Here is a 14939-nt window from a genome sequence, read left to right on the forward strand (position 1 = left end):
AGCGGGCGTGGAGGCAAGCGAGGAACTGCAGCCAGGGATGGTGGTGCTGCACGGCAACCGCCTGGAGTCGCTGCGCTCGCTGGTGGTCGAGTGGGTGCGGCGGGCGCCGCCGGCGCCGCTGGAGAACGAGACCGTGCTGGTGCAGAGCAACGGCATGGCGCAATGGCTGCGGCACGCGCTGGCGGCCGATCCGGACGCGGACCCGCCCGGCTGCGGGATCGCCGCGGCGCTGGACATGCAGCTCCCCTCGCGCTTCATCTGGTCCGCCTATCGCGCGGTGCTGGGTTCCGAGGCGGTGCCGCTGGAATCCCCGTTCGCCAAGCGTCCGCTGCTGTGGCGGCTGATGCGCCTGCTGCCGGCGCTGCTGCAGCGCCCGGCCTTTGCCCCGCTGGCCGAATTCCTGCGTGACGACGGCCCGGAAGCGGGCGGCGACCTGCGCAAGCGTTACCAGCTGGCCGAGCGTCTGGCCGATCTGTTCGACCAGTATCAGGTATACCGGGCCGACTGGCTGGCGGACTGGGCCGACGGCCGTGACGTGCTGCGCGGGGCGCGCGGCGAGGAGCCCGAACTGGCCCTGGAACAGCGCTGGCAGGCCGAGCTGTGGCGGGCCCTGCTGGACGACGTGGGCGACGAACAGGCGTGGGTCAGCCGCTCCGCGGTGCACGAGCGCTACATGCGGGCGGTGGCGGATCTCGAGCAGCGACCCGCCGGGGTGCCAAGGCGGCTGATCGTGTTCGGCATTTCCTCCATGCCGGGGCAGATCCTGGAGGCGCTGGAGGGGCTGGCGGGTGTGTGTCAGATCCTGGTCTGTGTGCACAACCCCTGCGAGCACTACTGGGCCGACATCGTGGCCGACCGCGATCTGCTGCGCGCCCGCCGCCGGCGTCAGGCGCGGCGCCCGGACATGCCCGAGGTGCTGGACGAGACCACGCTGCACAGCCACGCCCATCCGCTGCTGGCCGCCTGGGGGCGCCAGGGGCGCGACTACATCGCCCTGCTCGACGAGCACGATGATCCGGCGCGCCGCCGCCACGTGCTGGAGGGGCTGGACTGGGAGCGTATCGACTTCTTCGAGCCGCACGGCGAGGCCTGTCTGCTGCACCAGCTGCAGGAGGACATCCGCGCGCTGCGCCCGCTCGGCGAGACCCGCGAGGCCTGGCCGCCGGTGGACCCGGCCGATGCCTCGGTACGCTTCCATGTCGCGCACAGCCCGCTGCGCGAGGTGGAGATCCTGCATGACCGCCTGCTGGCACTGTTCGATGCCGATCCCGAGCTGCGCCCGCGCGACGTGATCGTGATGGTGCCGGACATCAACGTGTACGCCCCGTACATCGACGCGGTGTTCGGCCAGCGCGGGCCCGACGAGCCCGGGCACATCCCCTACACCCTGGCCGATCAGGGGCCGCGCGGGCGCGACCCGGTGCTGATCGCGCTGGAACGCCTGCTGGCCCTGCCGGAAAGCCGCATGGGCGTGAGCGAGGTGCTCGATCTGCTGGACGTGCCCGCGGTGCGGCGGCGCTTCGGCCTGGGCGAGGACGATCTGGCGGCCCTGCACCGCTGGGCCGAGGCCTCCGGCGTGCGCTGGGGGCTGGATGCCCGTCAGCGCGCCGGCCTGGGCCTGCCCGGGGGGCTGGAGCAGAACACCTGGCGCTTCGGCCTGCGGCGCATGCTGCTGGGCTACGCGGTGGGCGACGGCAAGGCCTGGCAGACCATCGAACCGTTTGCCGAGAGCGGCGGACTGGCGGCCACGCTGCTGGGGCCGCTGGACCACCTGATCGAGGCGCTCTCGCAGGCCTGGGAGGCCCTGCGCCGCGCGCAGAGCCCGGAGGACTGGGCCGCCTGCCTGCACGGCCTGTTGCAGGATTTCTTTCTGGGCGAAGACGAGGACGAGCTGCTGAGCCTGCGGCGTCTGGAGGATGCCCTGGAGCAGTGGCGCGAGGACTGTGACGCCGCCGGCCTGACCGAGGCCCTGCCGCTGACCGTGGTGCGCGAGCAGTGGCTGGCGAGCCAGGAGGAGGCCGGGGTAGGGCAGCGCTTCCTCGCCGGGGCGGTGAACTTCGGCACCCTGATGCCGATGCGCGCGATCCCGTTCCGGGCGGTCTGCCTGCTGGGGATGAACGATGGCGACTACCCCCGGCGCCCGACGCCGGTCGACTTCGACCTGATGACCCGCGACTACCGCCCCGGCGACCGTTCGCGGCGCGAGGACGACCGCTACCTGTTCCTCGAGGCCCTGCTGTCCGCCCGCGACCATCTGCATGTCAGCTGGGTGGGGCGCAGCGTACGCGACAACGAACCGCGTCCGCCGTCGGTGCTGGTGGCCCAGCTGCGCGACCATCTGGCGGCCGGCTGGCAGCCCGCGGACGAGACGCCCCTGCTGGAGCAGCTGACCGTCGAACACCCGCTGCAGCCCTTCGCGCCGGTCAACTTCCCCGCGGAGGATCCGGATCCGGTGTCCACCCCGGCGCGGCATTTCACCTATGCCGCCGAATGGGAGGCGGTGCACGCCGCCCCGGCGGCGGGCGCGGCGCCAGCGGACGCGCTGGCGGAGGACGAAACCCTGCCACCCCCCGCACCGGAGGCGGAGGACGCCGTGCTCGGGCCGGAGACCCTGGTGCGGCTGTTGAAGGACCCGGTCGAGGTGTTCTTCGCTCAGCGCCTGGGCGTGCATTTCGACGAGGACCCGGGCGCGACCGAGGACCTGGAGCCGTTCGGCGTGGCGGGGCTGGAAGGCTGGCAGCTGCGCCAGCGCCTGGTGGCCACGGCCCTGGAGGACGGCGAGATCGGGGCGGACGAGGACGCGCAGGCCTGGCTGCAGCGGCGTCGCCCGACCCTGGAGGCGGAATCCCGTCGCCTGCTGCGCGCCGGGCACCTGCCGCTGGGGGCGGCCGGCGAGCTGCAGCGCACGGAACTGATCGGGGACGCCGAGCGACTGCTGGAGCGCATCGCCGAGCCTTTGCAGGCCTTCCCGCGGCGGGCCCCGGCGCTGCCGGCGGTGCGCGTGGCGGCGGCGGGCTGGCAGCTGGAGGCCCTGCCGGCCGCGCTGCGGATCCCGCCGGAGAGAGCCCCGCAGGAGGCGGCCCTGCAGCTGGAATCCACGGTCAGCCGGCTGAAGGACAAGAAGGCCTGGCGCATCGACAAGCTGACGGGCGCCTGGGTGCGTCACCTGATCGCCTGCGCCGCGCGCGCCGATGTCGAGACCCGGCTGGTGGGCCTGGATACCGAGTGCCGTTTCGTGGCCCTCGATCGGGCCACCGCCCGCGCGCATCTGGAGACCCTGCTGGAAGGCTGGGCCGCCGCGCTGGAACGCCCCCTGCCGCTGGCGGCCGCGGCGGCCGGGGCCTGGCTGCGGGCCGAGGATGAAGAGCGGGATGCAAACGCGGCCGCGCTGCGCGTGCTGGAAGGGGATGGCTACCACGAGGCCGGCGAACTGGCCCGGCGCCCGGCGCTGGCGCGCGCCTGGCCGGATCCGCAGGCATTGCTGGCGGATCCGGCGATGGTGCACTGGAGCACGCGCCTGTATCGCCCGCTGTTCGACAGCCTGAGCACCGGGGAGGAGACGGCATGACCCACGCGCCCGGGACGGACACCCACGAGGACGTGCGCGAGCTGGATCCGCTGGCGCTGCCCCTGCACGGGTCGCGGCTGATCGAGGCCAGCGCCGGTACCGGCAAGACCTACACCATCGCCGCGCTGTACCTGCGTCTGGTGCTGGGACACGGCCCGTTGCCCGAGGGCTGCGGGGCGCTGACGCCGTCGCAGATCCTGGTGATGACCTTCACCGAGGCGGCGACCCAGGAGCTGCGCGAGCGCATCCGCGACGGCCTGGCCACCGCCGCGCGGGTGTTCCGCGCCGAAGCCCCGGAGCAGGTCGCCGGCGCCGAACCCGTCCACCTCGATCTGTGCGCGCAGTGGCCGGACCCGGCCGAACGCGCGGGCGCGGCGCGGCGCCTGGAGGTGGCCGCCGAGTGGATGGACGAATCCGCGGTGTCCACCATCCACTCCTGGTGCCAGCGGGTGCTGCGCGAACACGCCTTCGCCTCCGGCAGCCCGTTCCGTCAGGAGCTGGCGGCCGACCAGCGCGAACTGCTGGCCGAGGCGGCGCGGGACTTCTGGCGCAGTTTCATGTATCCGCAGAGCGTCGATGCCCTGCTTTTGCTGCGCGGGGCCTGGGGTGCCCACCCCGAGGCCCTGCTGGGCAAGGTGCGCGCGCTGCTGGGGCGGGTGGAACCGCTGCCGCCGGCCACCGAGGCGCTGACCACCCCGGACGGGCTGAATGCCTGGCTGGGCGATCGCCTGCAGCGGCTGGCCGCGATGAAGCAGCGCTGGAACGAGGACCGCGAGGCCGTGGAGGCGCAGTTCCGCCAGCTGCATCGTGACGTGCTCAACGGGAAAAAGTACCAGAAGCCCGAGCAGCTGCTGGAGGCGATGCGCGAATGGGCGGACACCCCGGGGCTGCTGCAGCCGCGTATCGGCGGCAGCACTCCGCTGCTGGAGCGCATGAGCGCGGCCGGCATGGCGCAGGAGGGGTTTCGCAAGAAGGGCAAGTCCCTGCCGGCCGACCTGCATCCGGCGTTCGTCGCGCTGAACGACCACGCCGAGGTGTGTGCCGACGAGAGCGAGCGCCTGCTCAAGGCCGCGGCGGCCGCGATCGACCGGCGCTTTCGCCGTGCCCAGCAGCAGCGCGCGCAGATCGGTTTCAACGACCTGCTCACCCGCCTGCGCGACGCCCTGTACGGTCCCGACGGCGAGGCCCTGGCGCGTACCCTGCGCGAGCGCTTCCCGGTGGCCCTGATCGACGAGTTCCAGGACACCGATCCGGACCAGTACCGGATCTTCGACAAGGTGTACCGCATCGAGGAGAACCCGGACGTCACCGGGCTGCTGCTGATCGGGGACCCCAAGCAGGCGATCTACCGCTTCCGCGGGGCCGACATCCACAGCTACCTGCGTGCTCGCCACGCCACCGCCGGGCGGCATTACACCCTGCCGAAGAATTTCCGCTCGGTGGAATCCCTGGTGGCCGGCGTGAACCATCTGTTCGCTCGTGCCGAGGCCTGGCCCGACGGCGCGTTCGGCTTCGGGGGCGGGGAACTCCCGTTCCATCCGGTCACCGCCCGCGGCCGCTCCGAGAGCCTGACGGAACATGGCACCGCGCTGCCCGCGCTGACCCTGTGGCAGGCCGGCGGCGACGAGCCGGTGGGCATCCGCGACTGGCGGGCGAGTGCCGCGGCGGCCTGCGCCAGCCGCATGGTGGAGCTGCTGAACGGCGGCGAGGACGGTCACACCGGCTTCGTCGAGGGCGGGGACGCGGGCGAGGCCCGCTTCCGCCGCCTGCGCCCGCGCGACATGGCCGTGCTGGTGCGCGATCGCAAGGAGGCCGCCGAGATCGAACGCGCGCTGCGCGAGCGGGGCGTGCGCAGCGTGTACCTCTCGGGCGGGGATTCGGTCTACACCACCGCCGAGGCCGGGGACCTGCTGCGCTGGCTGCGCGCCTGTGCCGAGCCCACCAGCGAGCGGCTGCTGCGTGCGGCCCTGGCGACGCCGACGCTGGGGCTGCCGCTGGCGGAGCTGCACCGGCTGACGGTGGACGAGCTGCGCTGGGAGGCACGGGTGGAGCAGTTCCGCGCCTATCGCCGGCTGTGGCAGGCGCGCGGGGTGCTGCCGATGCTGCGCGCCCTGCTGCACGATTTCGACGTGCCGCGTGCCCTGCTCGCGGACGAGGGCGGCGAGCGCGCGCTGACCAACCTGCTGCACCTGAGCGAGCTGCTGCAGGAGGCGGATGCCGAGCTGGACGGCGAGCAGGCACTGATCCGCCACCTGGCCGAGCATCGCGATGCGGATTTCGCGCCCGGTGACGAGCAGGTCCTGCGCCTGGAGAGCGACGAGGACCTGGTCAAGGTGGTCACCCTGCACAAGTCCAAGGGCCTGGAGTACCCGCTGGTTTTCCTGCCGTTCGTCTGCGGTTTCCGTGAGGTGACCAGCAAGGACGTACCGTTCCTGGACCGCTCGCCGGGCGCGACCCCGCAGTGGCGGTTTCACATGGACGACGCGGCGAAGGAACGCCAGCAGCGCGAGCAGCGCGCCGAAGATCTGCGTCTGCTGTACGTGGGCATGACCCGCGCCCGCCACGCCTGCTGGATGGCGATCGCGCCCGTGCGCCACGGCAACCGCAAGGACTCCGATCTGCACCGCACGGCCGTCGGCTACCTGCTGTTCGGCCCGGAGGGCGTGGAGCCGCCGGCACTGGCCACACGCATGGAAGAACTGCGCGACGACGAAGGCCACGTGCGGGTGGAGCCGCTACCGCCGCCGGCGGCCGAACGCTGCCGCGCGGGCGAGGCCGCGCCGGCCACCGGGCCCGCGCGGGTCCCGCGGCGCCGGGTGCGCGAGCCCTGGTGGGTGGCCAGCTACAGCGCCATCGCACGGCGCGAGGAGCCGGGCCCGGACGACAGTGCCGCGCTCGCCGATGCCGGCCCCGATGCCCCGGATACCGCCGAGGAGGACATCCTGCGCGAGGATGCCGGTGGGCGTGACCTCGACGCGGACAGCGATCGTGAGTCCGGGGCGGTGACCACGGCCCCGGCCGGCGGGCACCACGATTTCCCGCACGGCCCGGAGCCCGGCACCTTCCTGCACGGGCTGCTGGAATGGGCCGGCGAACAGGGCTTTGCGCGGGTGGCCGGCGATCGCGCGCGTCTGCACGCCGAGGTCGCGCGGCGCTGTGGTGCCCGCGGCTGGGACGACTGGGTGCCGATGCTGGAGGGCTGGATGCACGACCTGCTGGCGGCCGAGTTCCCGCTGGACGGCACCGGGGGGTTCTCGCTGGCGGGGCTGGACAGCTATCAGGCCGAGCTCGAGTTCCTGTTCGAGACCCGCTGGCTGCACAGCGACACCCTGGATGCGGCGGTGCGCCGTGATGTCCTGCCCGGGGAGGCGCGCCCGCCGGCCGGGCGCAAGTGGATCAACGGGATGCTCAAGGGCTTCGTCGATCTGGTGTTCCGGCACGGGGAGCGTTATTACGTGGCCGACTACAAGTCCAACCGCCTGGGTGCCGGGCCGGAGGCCTACACCACGGCGCAGCTGAACGCGGCGGTGCTGGATCACCGCTACGACCTGCAGCTGGTGCTTTATACCCTGGCGCTGCATCGCCTGCTGAAGGCCCGCCTGCCCGGCTACGACTTCGACACGCACATGGGCGGCGGGGTCTACCTGTTCCTGCGCGGGGTGGATGCGCCGGGGCGGGGCGTGTTCCATCAGCGCCCGCCGCGCGAGCTGATCGAGTGGCTGGACCGCGCCTTCGCCGAAGGTCCGGATCGCCCGGCGGTGCGCTCCACGGAGGCCGGGGCATGACTGCGGCCATCGCGACCCGGCCGGACGCCGCCGGGGTGCTCGCGCGGCTGGCCGAATGGGAACAGGCCGGCTGGCTGCGCGGCGTGGACCGCGCGCTGGTGCGCCTGCTGCACGAGGAACTCCCGGAGCTGGATCCGCTGGCCCTGCTGCTGGCGGCGCTGGCCAGCCATCAGGCCGGGCGCGGGCATGTGTGTCTCGATCTGGACGCGCTGCTGGAGGCCCCCGACCGCACCCTGGCGCTGCCGCCCGAGGGCGAGGCGGCCACCGCGGTGCTGCCCTCCGAGGCCCTGCGCGGAACCACCCGGGCGGAACTGGATCAGGCGCTGGCGGACGCGCGGCTGTGCGCCGACGACGCGCCGGGCGCCAGCCCGCTGGTGCGTGCCCGGGGGCAGCTCTATCTGCGCCGCTACTGGGAGGCCGAGCGCCGGGTGGGCGAGGCGGTGCGCGCCCGGCTGGAAGACGCCCCCGCCTGGCGCGAGGCCCTGGATCCCGCAGGTACCCGGCAATGGCTGGACCGGCTGTTTCCCGCCACGGCACCGGGGGGCGGTCCGGACTGGCAGCGCATCGCCTGTGTCCTGGCCGCCGGCAGCGGCTTCGGCGTGATCACCGGCGGTCCCGGCACCGGCAAGACCACCACCGTGCTGCGCCTGCTGGCGCTGCTGCAGGGCCTGCAGGGCGACGGCGAGGCTTTGCGCATCCGTCTGGCCGCGCCCACCGGCAAGGCCGCCGCGCGGCTCAATGCCTCGGTGGGCGGGGCGCTGGACCGCCTGAACCTCGAGGCCCTGCCCGACGGCGAGCGCCTGCGCAGCCGCATCCCCGCCGGGGTGGTGACCCTGCATCGGCTGCTGGGGGCGCGTCCGGGGGCGCGCGGTTTTCGCCACGACGCGGCGAACCCGCTGCCGGTGGACGTGCTGGTGGTGGACGAGGCGTCGATGATCGATCTGGAACTGATGGCCGCGCTGGTGGAGGCGGTGCCGCGCCACGCGCGCCTGATCCTGCTGGGCGATCGCGACCAGCTGGCCTCGGTGGAGGCCGGCGCGGTGATGGGTGAACTCTGTGCCCGCGCATCCGACGGCCATTACACCCCGGAGACCGTGGCCTGGCTGAAGGCACATGCCGGCGCGGAGATCCCGACCGCGCTGCAGGACGGCGCCGGCCAGGCACTGGATCAGCACGTGGTGATGCTGCGCCACAGCCATCGTTTCGATGCCGACAGCGGCATCGGCCAACTGGCCACCGCGGTCAACGAGGGCCGGGCCGGGGAGGTGCGCCTGCCCACGCCCGATGGCGCGGTGGATCGGCTGACCCTGGAGGCCGGCGACGGGCCTGGCTGGCTGGCGCGGGTGCTGGACGGCGACCCGCAGCGCGAGGCCGCCGGGTATCGCCATTACCTCGAGGCCCTCGCGCGGCTGCGGCCCGCCGGCGGGGCCGCGCGCGGTGCATGGGAGGACTGGGCGCGCGAGGTGCTGCAGGCGCACGGGCATTTCCAGCTGCTGTGCGCGGTGCGTCGCGGCCCCCGGGGACTGGAGCAGCTGAACCGTCGCATCGCGGCGGCCCTGCGGGAGCGGGGCCTGCTGGCGGGCGAGGGCACATGGGTGGAGGGGCGGCCGGTGATCGTGACCCGCAACGACTACGCCCTGGGCCTGATCAACGGCGACATCGGCATCGCGCTGGCCGTGCCGCGCTGGCTGGCCGCGGGCGAGGATGAGCCGCAGGACGACGAAGCCTCTTCCGGGCCGGAGTCGCGGGTGCTGCGGGTCGCCTTCCTCGCCACCGACGGTCGGGTGCGCTGGATCCCGCCCAACCGCCTGGAGGGCGTGGAGTCCGCCTTCGCCCTGACCGTGCACAAGGCGCAGGGCTCCGAGTTCGACCACGTGGCCCTGATCCTGCCGGACACCGACAGCCCGATCCTGACCCGCGAGCTGGTCTACACCGCCATCACCCGCGCCAGCCGCCGTTTCACCCTGCTGGAACCCCGCCCCGGCCGCCTCGAAACCGCCGCCGGCCGCCGTATCCGCCGCGGCGGCGGCCTGCACCGCTGGCTTGAGGCGCCGGGCATCCCCGCCGGGTGAAGCTGCCCGCACATCGCCCGGGCATCGAGGTGGATAACCCCTCGGCGGGCGCGGCCGCCGTGGAAATCTACCGGGGTGTCTCGTACCCTCCGGGCTCGTTCGCCCATCCGATCCGGAGACACCGTGGCCGATATCCTGAATCCGTACGCCGATGATCAGCCCGAGCCGAAATACATCGTCCTGCGCGCCCGCAGTGGCCAGGAGGTCTCCGCCAACTTCACCCTGCAGGACCGGCGGGGGCGCCAGAGCGCGGCGGAGTACCTGTTCCACCTCTACTCCACCATCAAGGAGAAGGTGGGCGAGCCGACCCTGGACACCGCCGCGCCATCGCCGGACGACCAGGACGCCATGCAGCGGCTGATCCTTTACTCGGCCGGTGCCCACGACACCATGTTCGGCACCTTCAATGGCTCCACCGAGATGCCGGAGGAAGAGCGCAACGAGTTCGTGGAGATCTTCCTGCTGGCCTGCGCCACGGTCATCGAAGGCAAGCGGATCACCATCGACCTCCAGCGGGGCGTGATCAGCGCGCAGGGGGACTGAACGCAGCGGCCGGGACGGTTCCGGGCCGTTGGCACAAGGACGAACCTGCTACTGTTGCATTCCAGGAGCTCCGGCAGCCGCCGCTGGCGGCCATGTTGCGGCGCCGGACACGGGCGCCCATGATGGAACACGGGGGCGCCCCCCGGAGTGGATGCACGGTGGCAGGTCAGCATGGGCAAGGGCCGACAATCGCAAGGCAGTGTCCGGTTCCCGGGAGGCACGTCGCCCGACGTGCCGCTGCAGCCCTCGTCGGCTTCGATCTGGACCGAGCGTTACCAGCTGCACAATGCGGATGACGAGCCGGTGGACGCCTCGGTGGAGGCGATGTTCGACCGCGTGGCCCGTGCCCTGGCCGGGGTGGAGGCGCCGGAGAAACGCGCCGAGGTCGAGCGCGAGTTCCGCTGGGCGCTGGCGCATGGCGCCGTGCCGGCCGGGCGCATCCTCGCCAATGCCGGCGCTGACGATCGCCAGTCGCGCACCACGCTGATCAACTGCACCGTCTCGCGCACGATCCACGACTCCCTGCAGGCCATCCTCGATGCCAATACTGCCGCCGGCCTGACACTGAAGGCAGGAGCGGGCATCGGTTATGACTTCAGTACCCTGCGGCCGAAGGGGGCGCCGGTGGCCGGGCTGGGGGCTCCGACCAACGGGCCGGTGGCGTTCATGCAGATCTTCGACCAGACCTGCAAGACCATCGGGGCGGCCGGTGGGCGCCGCGGGGCGCAGATGGCGACGCTGGACATCGGACACCCGGACATCGAGCGCTTCATCCTGGCCAAGCGCCGCAAGGGACGGCTGACCCAGTTCAATCTCTCGGTGCTGGTGCGCGACGCCTTCCTCGAGGCGGTCGAGAACGACGCCGAATGGATCCTGGCCTTCCCGGTGCTGCCCATGGAGCAGGACCGGGTGGCCGCATCCGACATCGTCTACCGTGACTGGCCGGTGGTCGAGGACGGCTACCGCGTCGACGACCAGGGCCGGGTCGCCTGCCGTATCTACCGCCGCGTGCGCGCCCGCGAGCTGTGGGACACCCTGATGCGCAGCACCTACGACGTCGGCGAGCCCGGCGTCATCCTGATCGATCAGGTGAACCGCCAGAACAACGCCTGGTTCGAAGAGGTGATCCGCGCGACCAACCCCTGCGGCGAGGAGCCGCTGCCGCCGGACGGGGCCTGTCTGCTGGGGTCGGTGAATCTGACGCGGTTCGTCTCCGCGCCGTTTACCGAAGAAGCGGCATTCGACTGGGAACGCTTCGAGCGCGTGGTGGGCGTGTTCGCGCGCATGCTCGACAACGTCGCGGATATTTCCGGGCTGCCGCTCGAGGCGCAGCGCGCGGAGATGCTGCGCAAGCGACGCCACGGCATGGGCATCCTCGGGCTCGGCTCGGCCCTGGCGATGCTGGGTGAGACCTACGGTTCCGAGTCGGCCGCCGCCTTCACCTCGGAAGTCTGTCGACGGCTCGCGCTTGAGAGCTGGCGCGCCGGGCTGGCGCTGGCGCGGGAGAAGGGTCCGGCGCCGGTCATGGACGAGGATTTCACGCTGACCGCGGACATGCTCCGGCGTCAGCCGGCGCTGGCCGAGGCCGGCTACCGCGTCGGGGACGTGCTGAAGGGGCGCGAACTGCACGCCCGTTTCAGCGAATACATGCAGCGCATCGCCGGGGAGGATCCGGAGCTGGTCGACGCGCTGGCGAAGGAGGGCGCGCGCTTTACCCACGCCACCTCGATCGCACCCACCGGGACCATCAGTTTCTCGGTGGCCAACAACGCCAGCAACGGGATCGAGCCGACCTTCCTCCACCACACCACGCGCAACATCCGCCGCCCCGGACGGCGTACCCGCGAAGCCGTCGACTGCTACTCGTACGAGCTGCTCACCTATCGCGCCCTGGTCGATGCCGAGGCGGGGCCGGGGGATCTCCCCGCCAGCGCGATTACCGCCGACCGGATCGGTGTGGACGCCAACATCCGTATGCAGGCGGCCGCGCAGCCGTGGGTGGATTCGGCCATCTCCAGGACGCTCAATGTCCCGAGCGATATCCCGTTCGAGGGTTTTCAGGAAGTCTACCTGCAGGCGTGGCGTGCGGGGCTCAAGGGGTGCACCACCTACCGGCCCAATCCGCAGGCGCAGATGGGCGTGCTGATGGACCCCGAACGTCTGCGCAGCACCTGGTACACCTTCACGCTCGCAGACGGGCAGGAGGTGACCCTGCGGGGCGACGAAGAGGTGGAATACCAAGGCCAGGTGCACACTGCCGCCAACCTCTATGCCGCGCTGGACGAGGGCTACTACGACGACCTGTAACGGCGTCGCGGAGAAAACCATGCACCGGATCGATCAGCCCATCATCGCGTTTCGCCGCTCGGATATTCCGCAGGGCGAGTCGGCGCCGACTGGCGACGACGACCCGGTCGGCAAGCGCATCCCGTCGCGCCCCGAGGGCGAGCTCGAGTCGGTCACCGAGAAGGTCCGCTACTGGACCCAGGAAGGGCCGCAGACGGTCTACCTGGTGGTCAGCTTCGTGGCCGTGTCCGGCACGGTGGGCGGCGAGACGGTGACCATCGAGCGCCCGATCGAGTTCTTCCTGCCCACCGGGCAGCACTCCGAGTCCTGCCAGTGGATCTCCGCCACCATGCGCAGCCTGTCACTGGCGGCCCGTGGTGGCTACGCCGCCCGCGCCCTGCGCGACCTGCGCAAGGTGACCTGGGGTCGCGGTCCGGTGCGTTGCGGCACCAACGAATACGGCAAGCCGCTGTACCACCCCTCCGAGGTCGCTGCCATTGCCCACGCCCTGCAGCGTATCCTCCAGCGCCGCGGTTTCCTCGACCCGGAGGGCCACCCCCGCCCGCTGAGCGAGCTTGCCGCCCTCTACCGAGACGGATCCCCGGGGGGCACCGGCGCACACCGGGCGGAACCGTCCCTGCCCGTGCCCTCCGGGATGGGCCCGTGTCCGCAGTGCGGCGGCGAACGGGTCCTCATCGACGGCTGCCTCACCTGCCGCGACTGCGGTTACTCGAAGTGCTAGCTCCGGCGTTGCCCCTTGTTGCAAGGTGACCGGCTCCGAGCGGTCCTGGCGTGATATGGAGGCTTGAGAGCGCAGGCTCCGCTCCGGGGGTGCAGCAACTCGACCAGTGGTCATTGGTAACCAGGTCCGTGGCCCGGGCCTGCCCCGTAGCGCGGGATTTTCAGGATCCGGTCATGGCTGGTGATCGTCCGGGTCACGGTTGCGTGTGCCCGGAGTACCCTGATGCGGCTTGTTCTGCGAGCCGGATCCCCGGGGCTGGTGCTGCCGCCGGGATCGGTTCCGTCCGCCGCCGGCAAACATGCGGTAGAGCCGCATCAGACGGCGCATGCGCAGCAGGGTGAAGATCAGTCGCATCATGGTTTCGTACCTCCTGCGGTGGCGTCAGGGGGTGCTGACGCGCTCGAGTTCCGGGTCGGTCATCAGCTGATCCGTGGCCATGTACCAGTGAGCCTCGCCCAGATCGCCGGCTTCCTCAAGGGTCGGTTCGCCATCGGGCATTTCGTTCGCGGGCAACCGTCGGCGTTCCATCTCCACCCGGTCTTCGGAGAAGGCGTGCACCAGGGTGATCTCGGTTACATCCTGGAATTCGCCGTCAAAATGCCTGCGCTGGGTGCTGGTGTAGACCCCGGGTTCGCCGTCGAATTCAACCACGCTCGTGCGGAAACTCCCCCAGCCGCGGCCACTGCCCCGGGAATATATGCCATTGACATGGACCGCATTGTCCGCAGGGCGGTGGAAGAAGAGGCCTCGTGCGACCCCCAGTTCTTCGCCGTCGTCGATGTAGTGCGACCCTTCTTCGACTGCGCCCGGAGTGGGCTCGACCAGCAGCCCCCGCTCGATGGTACCCCGCACCCCGAACGCCTCCTGTTCGGCAGGGATCTCGATACGCGCGCTGTACTCGGTCTGCCCCTGTGCCGGGGGCTCATCGAACACCAGGCGGCCGACGATGGCTCCGTCCGGTCCACGCATCCCCTCCGGCAGATCGAAACAATGCGGCTCGGCGGGCGTGGGCACGCTGATCCGGACTTCCTGTTCCGACTGGTCGAGGTTGAGGTCCGGCAAGACCAGCCGCCACGGGGTGGTGTCGATTTGTGCAAGGTCCAGGCGGGGGCGGGTCTCCGTGGCGACCAGCGAGGCCTTTTCAAAGCGGAGTTCCCAGCTCCGGCCGCCATCGGTGACGGTGAGGTGGTTCGGGGCGTCCGGGTTGCCCACCACCGCGTCCTCGGGGCATTCCAGGTCACCCGCGCCACGGCGTTCCGGACTCCGCATGTGGAAGTGCTCTTCGTTGATGCGCCACTCCCCGTCCTGGCGGGTCAGCCGGATATCGGCGTCGAGCCCGGAGGCCATCTCCCGGCGCGCGTCCTCGTCGGTGACGCGAAGGTCGGCCTCGATCCGCGCCTGATCGTCGTCCGCGTTGATGACATCGATCCCGGCGATCTCGGTGGAGGTCTTGAACAGCTCCAGCTGGGCGCCCAGCTCCTTGAGCATCGCCTTTTCGCCGTCGGTGAATCCCTCCAGTTCGCTCAGGGCCTCGGCGCTGTAGAACCGCTCGAGCGCGTCCCGGTCGCTGAAGTCGACCTCCGTCCCCCAGTATTCCTCGAAAAAGGCGACCGGGTCGTCCCCGGCCAGGGCCGGGGCGGCCCAGACGGTCGTGGCGCAAAGGGCAAGCGTCGAGAGGGCGTGACGGCAGCTTTTGAGCGGCGGGGCAACGGTTCTGGGCATCGGAAGATCCTCAATGGCAGGCAGGCGGGCAGGAGCGCAAGCGAGTGGTGGGCCCGGTTGGGTGGAGGCCGGTCGCGTAGCGACGCGAAGCATGGCTTCGCGAGGCCGGAACGGCGTGCGCCGGCAGGCGCGCGACTGGAATAGTCCGACCCGCCCAGCAGGAGCGCAAGCGAGTGGTGGGCCCGGTCGGACTCGAACCGACGACCAAAGGATTATGAGTC

The 14939-nt window shown here is 71.6% G+C and carries 8 protein-coding genes; 6 read left to right on the top strand and 2 right to left on the bottom strand.

Annotated elements, in window-relative coordinates:
* Nucleotides 1–7 precede the first annotated feature (7 nt).
* The 6 genes from recC to C998_RS0102600 all read left to right on the top strand — a co-directional run bounded on the left by recC (nt 8) and on the right by C998_RS0102600 (nt 12996).
* Nucleotides 8–3568, top strand: coding sequence for an exodeoxyribonuclease V subunit gamma (gene recC, locus C998_RS0102575; protein ID WP_018869287.1), 3561 nt, complete (start codon nt 8–10; stop codon nt 3566–3568).
* Nucleotides 3565–7353, top strand: coding sequence for an exodeoxyribonuclease V subunit beta (gene recB, locus C998_RS0102580; protein WP_018869288.1), 3789 nt, complete (start codon nt 3565–3567; stop codon nt 7351–7353). The genes recC and recB overlap by 4 nt, the downstream gene beginning before the upstream one ends.
* Complete coding sequence (recD, locus tag C998_RS0102585; protein ID WP_018869289.1) at nt 7350–9425, top strand: exodeoxyribonuclease V subunit alpha; 2076 nt, start codon at nt 7350–7352, stop codon at nt 9423–9425. Before recB ends, recD begins: the two co-directional genes overlap by 4 nt.
* 123 nt (nt 9426–9548) lie before the next feature.
* A complete protein-coding gene (locus C998_RS0102590; protein ID WP_018869290.1) occupies nt 9549–9968 on the top strand; it encodes a hypothetical protein in 420 nt (139 codons plus the stop codon).
* Between the two features lie 171 nt (nt 9969–10139).
* Entirely contained in the window at nt 10140–12275 is a 2136-nt protein-coding gene (locus C998_RS0102595) for an adenosylcobalamin-dependent ribonucleoside-diphosphate reductase (protein WP_051076709.1), read from the top strand.
* Between the two features lie 19 nt (nt 12276–12294).
* Complete coding sequence (locus tag C998_RS0102600) at nt 12295–12996, top strand: hypothetical protein (RefSeq protein ID WP_018869292.1); 702 nt, start codon at nt 12295–12297, stop codon at nt 12994–12996.
* Between the two features lie 171 nt (nt 12997–13167).
* On the opposite strand, the gene C998_RS0102605 is transcribed toward C998_RS0102600, so the two are convergent.
* Nucleotides 13168–13353, bottom strand: a complete 186-nt coding sequence (locus C998_RS0102605; RefSeq protein WP_018869293.1) for a hypothetical protein — start codon at nt 13351–13353, stop codon at nt 13168–13170.
* A gap of 24 nt (nt 13354–13377) precedes the next feature.
* A complete protein-coding gene (locus C998_RS0102610) occupies nt 13378–14718 on the bottom strand; it encodes a nuclear transport factor 2 family protein (RefSeq protein ID WP_018869294.1) in 1341 nt (446 codons plus the stop codon).
* Nucleotides 14719–14939: the final 221 nt, after the last annotated feature.

It is taken from the genome of Thioalkalivibrio sp. ALgr3, from assembly GCF_000377325.1.
GTDB lineage: Bacteria > Pseudomonadota > Gammaproteobacteria > Ectothiorhodospirales > Ectothiorhodospiraceae > Thioalkalivibrio.